The sequence below is a fragment of the Candidatus Thiothrix sulfatifontis genome (genome assembly GCA_022828425.1).
In the GTDB taxonomy this organism is placed as follows: Bacteria; Pseudomonadota; Gammaproteobacteria; order Thiotrichales; family Thiotrichaceae; genus Thiothrix; species Thiothrix sulfatifontis.
In genome coordinates this window covers 3193868-3207312 of record CP094685.1, presented here as the reverse complement: position 1 = coordinate 3207312, position 13445 = coordinate 3193868, and the positions used below count along the sequence as shown (strand labels likewise).

At 51.4% G+C, this 13445-nt stretch carries 16 protein-coding genes and 1 CRISPR repeat array (1 of these 17 cut by a window edge); of the genes, 15 read left to right on the top strand and 1 reads right to left on the bottom strand.

The features are described from left to right. A CRISPR array of direct repeats spans positions 1–2182; the repeat unit is 23 nt; unit sequence CTCCCGGCTTTATTGGTCGGGAG; it reaches 3038 nt to the left of the window's first position. 111 nt (positions 2183–2293) lie between these two features. Together L3K52_16020 and L3K52_16015 are read left to right on the top strand one after the other, a co-directional pair. Next, positions 2294–2527: a hypothetical protein gene (locus L3K52_16020; protein UOG91681.1), complete on the top strand. Its 234-nt coding sequence runs from the start codon at positions 2294–2296 to the stop codon at positions 2525–2527. Continuing rightward, positions 2512–2793 (top strand): hypothetical protein, encoded by a 282-nt coding sequence (locus L3K52_16015; protein UOG91680.1) that lies wholly within the window; start codon positions 2512–2514, stop codon positions 2791–2793. The genes L3K52_16020 and L3K52_16015 overlap by 16 nt, the downstream gene beginning before the upstream one ends. A gap of 20 nt (positions 2794–2813) precedes the next feature. Here L3K52_16015 and nadB read toward each other — a convergent pair whose 3' ends face one another. After that, positions 2814–4412, bottom strand: a complete 1599-nt coding sequence (nadB, locus tag L3K52_16010; protein UOG91679.1) for an L-aspartate oxidase — start codon at positions 4410–4412, stop codon at positions 2814–2816. 112 nt (positions 4413–4524) lie between these two features. Here nadB and rpoE point away from each other — a divergent pair, with 112 nt between their 5' ends. From rpoE to era, 13 genes are all read left to right on the top strand, one after another. Next, positions 4525–5100, top strand: coding sequence for an RNA polymerase sigma factor RpoE (gene rpoE, locus L3K52_16005; protein ID UOG91678.1), 576 nt, complete (start codon positions 4525–4527; stop codon positions 5098–5100). Positions 5101–5137: 37 nt separating this feature from the next. Continuing rightward, positions 5138–5752, top strand: a complete 615-nt coding sequence (locus L3K52_16000; protein UOG91677.1) for a sigma-E factor negative regulatory protein — start codon at positions 5138–5140, stop codon at positions 5750–5752. Continuing rightward, on the top strand, positions 5739–6626 hold the full coding sequence (locus L3K52_15995) for a MucB/RseB C-terminal domain-containing protein (protein ID UOG91676.1): 888 nt from the start codon (positions 5739–5741) through the stop codon (positions 6624–6626). The genes L3K52_16000 and L3K52_15995 overlap by 14 nt, the downstream gene beginning before the upstream one ends. Before the next feature lie 82 nt (positions 6627–6708). After that, entirely contained in the window at positions 6709–7191 is a 483-nt protein-coding gene (locus tag L3K52_15990; protein ID UOG91675.1) for a SoxR reducing system RseC family protein, read from the top strand. Between the two features lie 188 nt (positions 7192–7379). Then, the gene (locus L3K52_15985; GenBank protein UOG91674.1) at positions 7380–7844 is read left to right on the top strand and encodes a S1C family serine protease; all 465 of its coding nucleotides are present in this window, start codon (positions 7380–7382) and stop codon (positions 7842–7844) included. Further along, positions 7813–8136 (top strand): hypothetical protein, encoded by a 324-nt coding sequence (locus L3K52_15980; protein UOG91673.1) that lies wholly within the window; start codon positions 7813–7815, stop codon positions 8134–8136. Before L3K52_15985 ends, L3K52_15980 begins: the two co-directional genes overlap by 32 nt. Then, the gene (locus tag L3K52_15975) at positions 8130–8351 is read left to right on the top strand and encodes a S1C family serine protease (protein ID UOG91672.1); all 222 of its coding nucleotides are present in this window, start codon (positions 8130–8132) and stop codon (positions 8349–8351) included. The genes L3K52_15980 and L3K52_15975 overlap by 7 nt, the downstream gene beginning before the upstream one ends. Further along, positions 8348–8632, top strand: coding sequence for a PDZ domain-containing protein (locus tag L3K52_15970; GenBank protein ID UOG91671.1), 285 nt, complete (start codon positions 8348–8350; stop codon positions 8630–8632). The genes L3K52_15975 and L3K52_15970 overlap by 4 nt, the downstream gene beginning before the upstream one ends. 189 nt (positions 8633–8821) lie before the next feature. Then, positions 8822–10627 (top strand): translation elongation factor 4, encoded by a 1806-nt coding sequence (gene lepA, locus L3K52_15965; protein UOG91670.1) that lies wholly within the window; start codon positions 8822–8824, stop codon positions 10625–10627. A 19-nt stretch (positions 10628–10646) separates the two neighbouring features. Next, positions 10647–11405, top strand: coding sequence for a signal peptidase I (gene lepB, locus L3K52_15960; protein UOG91669.1), 759 nt, complete (start codon positions 10647–10649; stop codon positions 11403–11405). Positions 11406–11491: 86 nt separating this feature from the next. Beyond that, complete coding sequence (locus L3K52_15955; protein ID UOG91668.1) at positions 11492–11872, top strand: DUF4845 domain-containing protein; 381 nt, start codon at positions 11492–11494, stop codon at positions 11870–11872. Beyond that, the gene (rnc, locus tag L3K52_15950) at positions 11869–12534 is read left to right on the top strand and encodes a ribonuclease III (GenBank protein UOG91667.1); all 666 of its coding nucleotides are present in this window, start codon (positions 11869–11871) and stop codon (positions 12532–12534) included. The genes L3K52_15955 and rnc overlap by 4 nt, the downstream gene beginning before the upstream one ends. Further along, positions 12531–13436 (top strand): GTPase Era, encoded by a 906-nt coding sequence (gene era / locus L3K52_15945; GenBank protein ID UOG91666.1) that lies wholly within the window; start codon positions 12531–12533, stop codon positions 13434–13436. Before rnc ends, era begins: the two co-directional genes overlap by 4 nt. Positions 13437–13445 lie beyond the last annotated feature (9 nt).

The window sequence follows — 13445 nt, the reverse complement described above, 5'->3', positions numbered from 1 at the left end:
CAATCATTTATTTGCTTAACCAACAAAAACAGATTCTCCCGGCTTTATTGGTCGGGAGTCAAATTGAAACCTTTGAATGGTGAGAGGTTAAATAGAACGGTCAATTGTTCTCCGGCTTTATTGGTCAGAAATCAATAAACAGGTAGATAATCCTGATTCAACTTCTTAAAATCTTTATTCTCCCGGTTTTATTGGTCGAGAAGTCGATTGAAACTTTTCTGGTCTATTGTTGGACGATACACATGGGTTCGTCCCGGCTTTATTGGTCGGAAATGAATTGAACAAACCAGCTTGGAACGTGACAAGCTAAACGCACAATTCTCCCGGCTTTATTGGTCGGGAGTCGATTGAAACGATACGCACCTCGTGATCAGCGATCAGCATCCTGATTCTCCGGCTTGATTCTGGTCGGGAGTGGATTGAAACAGGCTTACCAGTAAAGGCAACGTCGTTATCATTGGATTCTCTCCGGCTTTATTGGTCGCTGGAGCGGATTGAAACCCGAATACATACCTGATACCGATGCTGGCAGTATATTCTCCCGGCTTTATTGGTCGGGAGTGGATTGAAACCAGCAGCTGGGCAGGCTGGCGACAACGAGCAATGCTAATTCTCCCGGCTTTATTGGTCGGGAGTCAATCGAAACCGCTTTGGCTGGTCGCTTCGCCATCATCATCGCATTCTCCCGGCTTTATTGGTCGGGAGTGGATTGAAACCCGGTTTGCAGACTCTCTGGCCTTGGCATCGTGCGATTCTCCCGGCTTTATTGGTCGGGAGTGGATTGAAACTCCGGCGACGCTGGAAATCGGTTAGCGACTGTATTCTCCGGCTTTATTGGTCGGGAGTGGATTGAAACTCGACTGCGCCATTTACGCCGTAGTTTGCAAGGATATTCTCCCGGCTTTATTGGTCGGGAGTGGATTGAAACCGCACGGTCAAAACGGTCAGCCGCCGTTAACGCCATTCTCCCGGCTTTATTGGTCGGGAGTGGATTGAAACTTCAGGAGCTAACCCATGAAACCCATCCGCACATGATTCTCCCGGCTTTATTGGTCGGGAGTGGATTGAAACAAGTGAACTTGACGATATGTCGCACGTTCCGAATTCATTCTCCCGGCTTTATTGGTCGGGAGTGGATTGAAACTTTTACTTGCCAGTAAAACCTTTATGCCCAGCAGCCATTCTCCCGGCTTTATTGGTCGGGAGTGGATTGAAACTTGACTTGCGCGTTCAGCTGTACCAACGTGTCGCATTTCCCGGCTTTATTGGTCGGGAGTGGATTGAAGACGGTCACGTCACGCAAGCTGTTGACGGTGATGTTGATTCTCCCGGCTTTATTGGTCGGGAGTGGATTGAAACCACCAACATCGTGAGCTCCGCTTGATGTGGCGATTAGGTAGATTCTCCCGGCTTTATTGGTCGGGAGTCGATTGAAACATGCAGTTCGCACGGCATTGCATCGGTCAGGTTTCCAAATTCTCCCGGCTTTATTGGTCGGGAGTGGATTGAAACTGATGCAAGCGATTTCAAATGTATAATCAGCAAACGCTCTATTCTCCCGGCTTTATTGGTCGGGAGTGGATTGAAACAGGTCGAATTACGGAGGTGGTGCATGAGCTATCGGCATTCTCCCGGCTTTATTGGTCGGGAGTGGATTGAAACAGTCGCATGTCTTGTGGCTGGGTGCGTCTATCGCGCATTCTCCCGGCTTTATTGGTCGGGAGTGGATTGAAACATGGCAATACTGGTCAGAGCGCACGTTAACGCATTGGTATTCTCCCGGCTTTATTGGTCGGGAGTCGGATTGAAACGGTTCGATACCAATTCGTTAACCGTTCGCTTTAGCATTATTCTCCGGCTTTATTGGTCGGGAGTGGATTGAAACAGCTCGGGTACCGCCACGCGTGATCAGCGCTTGCAGGATTCTCCCGGCTTTATTGGTCGGGAGTGGATTGAAACCTGATCAATCGCGCAAGTTCCACTTCCATGTGGTTATTCTCCCGGCTTTATTGGTCGGGAGTGGATTGAAACTGGATGTGAGCTAAGTGGATGCGCAAGGCTTACCACGACCATTCTCCCGGCTTTATTGGTCGGGAGTGGATTGAAACGACTTCAGACATGGCAGTTAGCTGAATGAGCATCGCTGATTCTCCCGGCTTTATTGGTCGGGGAGTGGATTGAACCACACCGCATCCATACAGCATAACCCGCACCAAACTTACCCATTCACTTGAACAAATTCTGTCACCGCCCTACACTTTAAAGCACGAGTAAACCATAAGGGGAAACCGCCATGACTGCGATAGCAGACCTACAGCCCGAATACATACTGGGTAGCGACGGCAAAACCAAAGCCGTCATCCTCAGCCTTGAATGCATCACCGCCCTACTTCAGCGCCTCAATCAATACGAACAAGACGACGACTGGGACAAGCAAATTCAAACCGATGCCGAAAGCGGCAGGCTTGACAGGCTATTTGCCGCCGACATCCAAGCGTATGAGGCAGGTCAATGCCAACCGATCTAACCCACTACGCCCCGCCCGGCTTCTGGCGACACTACAACGCACTGCCAGAAGCCATCCAACAACTTGCCAAAAAACAATACCAACTACTCAAAGCCAATCCACACCACCACTCACTCCGCTTCCAACCCAAACACGGCACACCCTACTGGGCGGCGCGAGTCAGCCAAGATTATCGCGCTTTGGCACGCTACCAAGGCAACGGCAACTACCTATGGCTATGGATAGGCACACACAGCGACTACCAAAGACTCCTCTCCGGCAAATAGCCCTCCTCAGTGGATTGAAACTAATGCGCATGGTAAGTCGTGATTGGGTCTAAAATCGTCGGAATTCCCTCTAATTTAACGTTTGTCTTCGGATAATCCAGCGTGTAATGCAAGCCACGGCTCTCAGGGCGATTCATCGCCGAGCGTATAATAAGCCACGCGACCAAGGCCAAGTTGCGCACTTCAATCAAATCGCTGGTTACGCGGAAATTGGCGTAATACTCGTCGATTTCGCGCAGCAACAATTCCATGCGGTTGCGGGCGCGTTGCAGGCGCTTGGTGGTGCGCACAATGCCGACGTAATCCCACATAAAGCGGCGAATTTCATCCCAGTTATGCGTAATCACCACGCGTTCGTCCGAATCGGTGACGCGGCTTTCGTCCCAATGCGGAATTGGCAAATCCAACGGCGGCTCTTGCAAGCGACTGACAATATCTTGCGCGGCTGATTTGCCATAGACTAAACACTCCAATAAGGAATTGCTGGCGAGCCGATTGGCACCGTGCAGCCCGGTGTAGGAGGCTTCGCCGATGCAATAGAGCGCATCCACATCGGTATGCCCGTCGTGATCCACCATCACCCCGCCGCAGGTGTAATGCGCTGCCGGAACCACCGGCACGGGTTGCTTGCTCATGTCATAGCCAAATTTTTCACAGGTGGCGTACACATTGGGGAAATGGCTGAGAATGAACTCACGCGGCTTATGGCTAATGTCGAGGTAAACACAATCCAAGCCCAGCCGTTTCATTTCATGGTCGATTGCCCGTGCCACGATGTCACGCGGGGCAAGTTCTGCACGTGGGTCAAAACGTGGCATAAAGCGGCTGCCATCCGGGAGCAATAAACGCCCGCCTTCGCCACGTACCGCTTCGGTGATCAAGCTGGATTTGGCGTGCGGGTGATACAAGCACGTGGGATGAAATTGCATGAATTCCATGTTCGCGACGCGGCAACCGGCACGCCATGCCATCGCGATGCCGTCACCGCTCGCGCCATCGGGATTACTGGTGTAAAGGTACACTTTGCTGGCGCCGCCAGTTGCCAGCACGGTGAAACGGGCTTGCAGGGTTTGAATGCGCTTGGCTTTGCGGTTGAGTACATACGCACCAATGCAGCGGTTGCTGCGATGACCGAGTTTGCGGGCAGTGATAAGGTCTACCGCAATATGGTGTTCCAGCAGCGTGATATTGGCACATTGGCGCACTTGCCCGACCAGCGTGTGTTCAATCGCTGCACCACTGGCATCGGCAGAATGTGCAATGCGCCGGTGGCTGTGCCCGCCTTCACGGGCCAAGTGCAGGCGGTTGGCATCGTCATCTTCACGGGTGAACGGCACGCCCGCATCCAGCAACCATTTAATGGAGCTTGCGCCATTTTCCACGGTGAAACGCACGGCGGCTTCATCGCATAAGCCTGCGCCCGCATTGAGGGTGTCTTCAATGTGCGAAGCCACGCTATCAGTGGCATCCAAAACCGCTGAAATACCGCCTTGTGCGTAAACCGTGCTGCCTTCAGTGAGCACGTCTTTGCTCAGTACCGCTACCTTGCAATCGCTGGGTAAACTGAGCGCTAGGGTCAAACCCGCTGCGCCGCTGCCAATGATTAATACATCATACATATTTGTCTCGCTTATTCCTGTGCGGAATTGATCAGGTTTACCTATTCTAATCTTGCTGCGTGGCATGTAGCATATAGTCTTAGAGAGATAATAACTAAGGAGTAAAGCCCTGATGGGCATGAGCCTAACCGATCTCGAACTGGTGCAACGTGTCCAGTCCGGGGATAAAAGATCATTTGACGTGTTGGTATTAAAATATCAGCACAAGGTTGTCAGCCTTGTGTTGCGCTATGTCCATGACCACGATACTGCGCAGGATGTCGCGCAAGAAGCTTTCATTAAAGCCTATAAAGGGCTGAAAAACTTTCGCGGTGAAAGTGCTTTTTATACATGGTTGTACCGCATCGCGATTAATAGTGCTAAAAATTATCTGGTTTCTCAGAATCGCCGTTTGCCGGATAACGATATTGATGCACATGAAGCGGAACAATTTGAGGGTGAGTCTGCTCTAAAGGAATATGCCACTCCCGAACGCGAGTTGCTGACCGCAGAGATTCAATCCACCGTGTCGAAAGCCATTGAGGATTTACCCGAAGATTTGCGTACCGCGATCATGCTGCGGGAGCTGGAGGGCATGAGCTACGAAGAAATTGCAGAGACAATGGACTGTCCAATAGGTACTGTACGCTCACGGATTTTCCGAGCGCGTGAGTCGATTGATAAAGTATTGAGACCCTTACTTGGCTAAAACCCCCGAGAGTAGTGTCTCAGGTGCAGGTGAAACTATGAACATAAGCAAAGAAGAATTCTTGTCGGCATTGCTGGACGACGAGAGCGGTGAGTTTGAGCGGCGGCGTTTGCTCGATGAGCTGAAAAAAGACGACGCATTAGGGCAAACCTTGTCACGCTACGCCTTTATCGGCGAAACCATGCGTGCCAGCAAAGGGCAAGCAATGGGGCAGGGCGTTTCCCTGTTGTCCCGCATTCAAGATGAATTGGCGGATGAGCCAGCCTATGCGCCGGAGAATGTGGTCGCCATGCCAGCCCGTGCTAATGCCAGCGCAGCGCCTAGCCGTGTGCAAGCCTACCGTTGGTTTGGCATGGGAATGGCGGCAACCGTGGCGGCTGTGGCAGTGGGTGGTTTGTTGTTTTTCAACCAAACGCCGACCCCAAATGCACAAATGGCAGCCGCATTGCCTGCTACTGCGCCAGTGAATGCGGCAGCTACGGCACCAACCTTGGTCGCGGTGGCAGATGCGGACACGCGCATTCAGCAAGTCGGGCGGGTTGACCCACAAACCCGTGACATTTTGAAACAGTACGTGGCGCAGCATGTGAAATATGCTTCAACCACGGTGATTGCACCATCTATTCGGGCGGCTTCTTATGCTAACGATTAAGTACACGGTTTCCAGCGCAGTGTTGGCGGGGGTATTGGCGTGGTCGACCCCCAGCATGGCGAACGAGGCGGGTGATTTGCTGGCAAAAATGCGCAGTGCGGTGCATACGCTGGATTACACCGGAACACTGGTGTATTCACAGGGCAATGAGCTTTCCAGTTACCAGATTAGCCATAAAGTCGAAAATGGCGCGGAAAAGGAAAGCGTGGTGCGTTTAGCCCAAGGCGCGAATACGGCGGCTGAAAATGTGGAAAGCTTTTCATTGGCAAAATTTCAGCAAGTGCAACCGCAAATGGAAGAGGTTTATGCCTTGGATTTGGGCGGGCAGGAATTTGTCGCCAACCGCAATTGCCAGATTGTGGTGGCGCGTCCGCGTGATAAAATGCGTTACTTGCAGCGTTATTGTGTCGAGCCGGATACCGGCATGTTGTTGAAATATTCTTTGGTGGATCGTTCGCACAACACGGTTGAGCAATTAATGTTTACCACTTTAGACATTGCGGTGCCAGCGCAGGCAGCTACCCAGCCAACCGCGCCAATTGCGAACCCCGCACCGTCCGCCGCGATGCCACCCGCGACGGATTGGGTGTTTGCCTCCTTACCCGCAGGCTTCCAGCAAGTGCAGGATTTGCGGCAAGAAGGTGTGAATGGTCAGCCACCGATCCGCCAACTTATTTTGTCGGATGGCATGACCTCCGTGTCGGTTTTCATCGCGCCACCGGGCGCACCTAGCATGTTGGATAGCATTGGCATCTCCTCCGGTGCGATGAATATCTATGCAACTGAAGTGGCGCAACATCAAGTCACGTTGGTGGGTGAAGTTCCGGCGCTGACCCTGCAACGTATTAGCGAAAACTTGCAATATGCCCGTTAAACCCGACGTTCGCGTGATTAAGTTTGCGTCAAGTTCTAATGCTTATAATGATCAAAAAGCAGTAGAACAGAGGGCGCAGCGTATGATTGAGCAAACAGCAGTAGTGGTCAGTGTGGATTCGGGTTATGCATGGATTCTTCCCCAACAAAAATCCGGCGGGTGCAGTGGTTGTGCGACTAAAACCACGTGTTCGACGTCTTCTCCATTCGAGTTTTTGAATAAAGAACCTCAAAAAATGCGGGTTTTGAATCCTTCGTATGCGCGACCCGGGGATAACGTCGTGGTTGGCGTACAGGGTGAGGCTTTGGTCGCGTATTCTTTGCTAACGTATATGTTGCCGCTGATTGGTTTAATTCTCATGGCAGTGATAGGGCGTGAATTGTTGGCGCTTATTGGGATTACCAGCGAATGGGCGGCGATTTTCAGTGGACTGGCGGGGTTGTTGGGTGGGTTGCGGCTGGCTAATTTGGTGGCAGCGCGTTCGTTTCAGTCCAATCATTTCCAGCCGGTGATTTTGCGTGTTGTTGGGCAACCGATGTTCACGGGTGCGACGCCGCTTGTGTAAGCCTGATTGTTTGGGGAGTGTCATTCCATGCTGATGCCGTGGTTGCGAGTCGTGTTACTCGTTTGTGTTATGTCGTCAGCAGGAATGGCGGTTGCCGGTGAGTTGCCACAATTCACTGAAATGGTGAAGCAAAATAGCCCCGCCGTCGTGAATATCAGTACCAAGCAAAGCATCTCCCGCAGAAAATATTGCCGGATGAATTACGTTCGTCGGAAACGGACGAGTTGTTTGATGAGCTAATGAAGCGCTTTTTTGAGCGTGACGGCAGTGGTGGGCAGCCTTTCGATTTTGACAGTGATTCGCGTGGTTCTGGATTTATTTATTCGCAAGACGGTTACGTTGTCACCAATCATCACGTTGTTAAAGACGCAAATGCTATCACCATCAAGCTCAGTGACGGACGTGAATTAGCTGCGCAATTGGTCGGTAGCGATGAGCGTACTGATATTGCCTTGCTGAAAGTTGCGGCGACGGGTTTGCCGGTATTGCGCATGGGCAAATCCGAAACGCTGGAAGTCGGTGAATGGGTGTTGGCGATTGGCTCGCCGTTTGGTTTCGACCACAGTGCCACGGCGGGGATTGTGAGCGCGAAAGGGCGGAGTTTACCCGACGACGAATTACGTGCCGTTTATTCAAACCGATGTGGCGATTAACCCTGGCAATTCTGGTAGCCAGTTATTCAATCTGGCGGGCGAAGTGGTGGGCATTAACTCGCAGATTTACAGCCGTTCCGGTGGTTTTATGGGAGTCTCTTTCGCGATTCCGATGGATATTGCCCACGGCGTCATTGAGCAGTTGAAGAACAAGGGCGTGGTGTCGCGTGGTTGGATCGGTGTTTACGTGCAAGACATCAGCGCCGATTTAGCAGAATCCTTCAATATGGCGAAACCCGAAGGCGCGTTGGTGGCACAGGTGGTGCTGACCGGCATGCCGCACGGGTGTTGAATCAGGGCGATGTCATCCTCTCCTTTGCGGGCAAACCGATTGCTAATGCCGCCGCCTTGCCACCGGTTGTGGGGAGTATCCCGATTGGCGAAGCCGTTGCAGTGGAGATTTTACGCGAAGGCAAGCGTGAAACGTTAACCCTGACCGTGCGCGAACAAGTGCCACAAACCCGAAATCGGTTGAAACTGCGCTGGAACAACAACCCGCTCCCATGATCGGCACACTGGGAATGCAGGTGGTTGATACCGAAGCGGGCGTTATGGTGGAAGCGGTCATGGGTGAACCCGCCCGCCGCACCGGTATTGCTAAAGGCGATATTATTGCGCAACTCGATGGTAAACCGCTGACTTCCGCTGCTGAATTCAAAACCATTGCCGCTGCGCTGGAAGCTGGTAAAACGGTCGCTGCGCGGTCGTTTCAGTCCAACCATTTCCAGCCGGTGATGTTTGGTGTTGTTGGGCACCCGATGTTCACGGGTGCGACGCCGCTTGTGTAAAGCTGCGCCAAAGAGTGCGGCAATAGCAAGAGAGTGAAGCAAAAATTCATCTGAGCGTGTATTATGATTCAGGCTGTCATCTTTGTGAGGAGATGACAGCCTTTTTGTGTGAGTTTCAGAATGAGTTGACATTCACTTTTTTATTTTGGCATTTCTTCGATGAAGCGATTTTGAGGCAAGCATTACAGCATGGGTGAGGCGAACAAAAATATCCGCAACTTTTCGATCATTGCGCATATTGACCACGGTAAATCGACATTATCTGACCGTTTTATCCAATATTGCGGCGGTTTGGAACAGCGGGAAATGGAAGCACAAGTGCTGGATTCCATGGATCTGGAGCGTGAACGCGGCATTACCATCAAGGCGCAAAGCGTTTCGCTGGATTACAAAGCGCGTAATGGCGAAACCTACCATTTAAATTTCATCGACACACCGGGGCACGTGGATTTCTCCTACGAAGTCTCGCGCTCGTTGGCGGCGTGCGACGGCGCTTTGCTAGTGGTGGATGCGTCGCAAGGCGTGGAAGCGCAAAGCGTTGCGAATTGCTACACCGCGATTGATTTGAATCTGGAAGTTGTTCCCGTCCTCAACAAAATTGACTTACCAGCGGCTGACCCTGACCGTGTGTGTCAGGAAATTGAAGACATTATCGGCATTGATGCTTCGGATGCGATTCGCGTCAGTGCTAAAAGCGGTATCGGCATTGAAGACTTGCTCGAACAGTTGGTGCAACGCATTCCACCGCCAGTGGGCGACCCCGATGCGCCGCTGAAAGCGTTAATCATTGACTCGTGGTTTGACAACTACCTCGGTGTGGTGGTGTTGGTGCGGGTGATTGATGGTGAAATGCGCAAAAAAATGAAAATCCGCTTCATGTCGAGTGGGCGCGATTTCCAAGTCGAACGCGTTGGCGTTTACACGCCGAAAATGAAAGATTTGGACGTCTTGCGTGCGGGTGAAGTGGGTTTTATGATTTCCGGTATTAAGGAAATCGCAGTGGCAAAAGTGGGCGATACGCTGACCGATGCACAACGCCCCGCGACCACGCCATTGCAAGGTTTTAAGGAAATTCAGCCGCGCGTTTTCGCGGGCTTGTTTCCGATTGAATCGGATCAGTATGAAAACCTGCGCGATGCGCTTTCCAAGCTGAAATTGAACGATTCCGCGCTATTTTATGAGCCAGAAACCTCGCAAGCCTTGGGCTTTGGTTTCCGCTGCGGCTTCTTGGGCATGTTGCACATGGAAATTGTGCAAGAGCGTTTGGAGCGTGAATACAACCTCGATTTGATTTCCACTGCGCCCACGGTTATTTACGAGGTGGTGCTGACCAACGGCGAAAAGCATTTCATGCACAGCCCGTCTGAATTGCCGCCGGTGAATAAGTTGGCAGAAATCCGTGAACCCATCATTGTAGGGACGATTCTCGTGCCGCAAGAGTATGTGGGCAACGTGATTACTTTGTGCATGGAAAAGCGCGGGATGCAAAAAAACATGCAATACATGGGGAACCAAGTATCGCTGACGTTTGAATTGCCGTTGGCGGAAGTGGTGATGGACTTTTTTGACCGCCTGAAATCGTGCAGCCGTGGTTACGCCTCCTTCGATTACGCGATGGATCGCTTTGACGCTGCGCCAATGGTGCGCGTCGATGTGTTGGTGAATGGCGAAAGAGTCGATGCGTTAGCGCTGATGATTCACCGCGATTTTGCGCAGTCACGCGGGCGCATGTTGGTGGAAAAGATGAAAGACCTGATTCCGCGCCAAATGTACGAAGTGGCGATTCAGGCAGCGATTGGCAGCAATATTATTGCCCGCAGCACCGTGAAAGCGATGCGCAAAGACGTAACAGCGAAATGCTATGGCGGTGATGTGAGCCGTAAACGCAAATTGCTCGAAAAACAAAAAGAGGGTAAAAAGCGCATGAAACAGGTGGGTAGTGTGGAAATTCCGCAAGAAGCGTTCCTCGCCGTCTTGAGAGTCAGCGATAAATAAACAGTAGTAAGGACAAGACATGGATTTTGATCTGGAGTTTTGGTTAGTCACCGCGACGGCTGTGACTGGTATTATTTGGTTGCTATACGCACTGTTCAGCAAGAAAAAAGCGGCGGAGCATGAGCCGGTATTATTGGAATACGCGCGTTCGTTTTTTCCGGTATTGCTGGCGGTATTATTGCTGCGCTCGTTTGTGGCAGAACCGTTTCGGATTCCTTCGGGGTCGATGTTACCGACCTTGGAAATTGGCGATTTTATTCTGGTAAATAAATTTGCGTATGGTTTGCGCTTGCCGGTATTACACACCAAAATTTTGGAGGTGGGGGAGCCGCAGCGTGGTGATGTGGTGGTGTTCCGTTACCCTGATAACCCGTCGATTGATTACATTAAGCGCTTGGTGGGCGTGCCGGGTGATGTGGTCAGTTGGAACGACAAGACTTTGATTATAAACGGTGTTGAGCTAAACCGTACTTTGCAGGGGGACTATATTCGCCCGGATCAAAGAACCCCGCCGTCAATTCATCTGAAAGAAGATTTGCTGGGTGTGACGCATGATATATTGGTAACGCCCGGTCGCGTCGGTCCCACGGGTTCACAGACTATTCCCGCTGGTCATTATCTGATGATGGGTGACAACCGTGATAACAGCAATGACGGTCGCATGTGGGGTTTAGTGCCTGAGGCTAACGTCGTTGGCAAAGCGACGTTGGTGTGGATGCACATGAACTGGGGCGGTGATGGTTTCAACTTCTCGCGGATCGGTAATAAAATGCAATAGGCTTCGGCTACGCTCAGCCAGCGGATTCGTTCCCTGAGCGTAGTCGAAGGGAACACTTATTAATCATAACAATAAAGGTAAGCAGTATGCGCAAGCAACAAGGTGCAACATTTTTAACATGGGTCGCAGGTGTCGGCTTGGTGATTTTTGCGTTCATTACCGGCGTGAAACTCATACCGTTGTACATGGAGTTTTATACCGTGCGTTCATTGGTGGATCGCGTGGCGCAAGAGTCGTCGAGCAAAAGTTCGCTGCAACAAATTCGCCGCAAGGTCGATGATTATACCAATGTAAATGGCTTGAATTCTTTGTCATCTAAGGATTTTCAAGTGGTGGCGGTAGAGGGCAAGAACAATGTCAAGGCACTTGAAATATATTATGAAATACGTAAGCCTTGGGTGGGTAATATTGATTTCTTGCTGAGCTTTAACTATTCCAAAGAGCTGGGAGCGGCTGACGATACTTGAACAAATTGACCAAGCTACTGGGTAGCGAATTGATGGCGACGGACACGTTTGTCCGCGCCATCACCCACCGCAGTGCGGAAGGGAAGCATAATGAGCGCATGGAGTTCCTTGGTGATAGCGTGCTTGGGCTAATTATCACCACGGAGCTTTATCAGCGAATGCCACGCGCCAGCGAAGGCTATTTGAGCCGCTTGCGTGCGTCATTGGTGAATGAAAATGCTCTTGCGGGGATTGCGGTGGAACTCACCATCGGTGATTTTCTGCGCTTAGGCTCAGGCGAACTGAAAAGTGGCGGTTTTCGGCGCAAATCCATTATTGCGGATGCATTTGAAGCGATTGTCGGCTGCATTTATTTGGAGCAGGGCATGGAGGCCGCCAAAAAGTTTGTGCTGACAGCCTACGGCGACCGACTGGATAATTTGCCTGCGGAAGACACCCTCAAAGACCCCAAAAGCCGCTTGCAAGAATTCCTGCAATCACGCGGGCATGAGTTGCCGGACTACACCCTGATTGATACGCAGGGCGAAGCACACAAACAAACCTTTACGGCAGAATGCGTTATCCCCAAACTTAATATCCGCACCACCGGCACGTCCGGTAGTCGCCGCAAGGCAGAGCAGGAAGCCGCCGGACTCGCATTTCAACAGGTAACAGCCAAATGACAGACACGACCCCTTCTACCCAACGTTGCGGCTATGTCGCCATTGTTGGTCGCCCGAACGTGGGCAAATCCACGCTGATGAACTTGTTGATTGGCTTCAAAGTATCCGCCACGGCTAACAAGCCGCAAACCACGCGCCACAGCATTCGCGGCATTTTGACCGAAGACGATTACCAAATGATTTTCGTGGATACGCCGGGGATTCACCGCACTTCTAAGAGCTTGCTCAACAAAACCATTAACCTCGAAGCGGTTGCCGCGTTGGAAGGTGTGGATGCGGTGGTGATGATTGTGGAAGTGCTCAAATGGCAGGATGAAGACGATTTGGTGTTGCAACGCTTGGGGCATGTGACTTGCCCGGTGTTTCTGGTTGCCAACAAAGTTGACCGCTTAGAGAAAAAAGAACGCATGTTGACCTGGTTGCCGGAGGTGTTGAAGAAATACCCGTTCAAGGAAGTGTTCCCGCTTTCCGCCACCAAAGGCACGAATACCCAACAGCTTAAAGCGACACTGGCGAAAGTCATGCCGCAACAGGATTGGGCATACGCCGAAGACGACGTGACCGATCAATCGACGCGCTTCATTTGCGGCGAGTTGATCCGCGAGCAGTTGATGACGTATTTGTATCAGGAAATGCCGTATTCCACCGCGATTGAAATCGAAACCTTTGAGGAAAAGCCGCACTTGACCGAGATTAATGCAGTGATTTGGGTGAGCCGTGAAAATCAAAAAGGCATTGTGATCGGGCATAGGGGTGAAGCGCTCAAACGCATTGGCAGTTCGGCACGGATTGCGCTGGAAGCGTTTCTGGAGCGTAAGGTGATGCTGAAGTTGTGGGTGCGGGTGGAAGAAAATTGGGAAAATAGTCCTCGGCATCTGCAAAGTTTGGGAATCAGCAGCTAAACTCAAGCA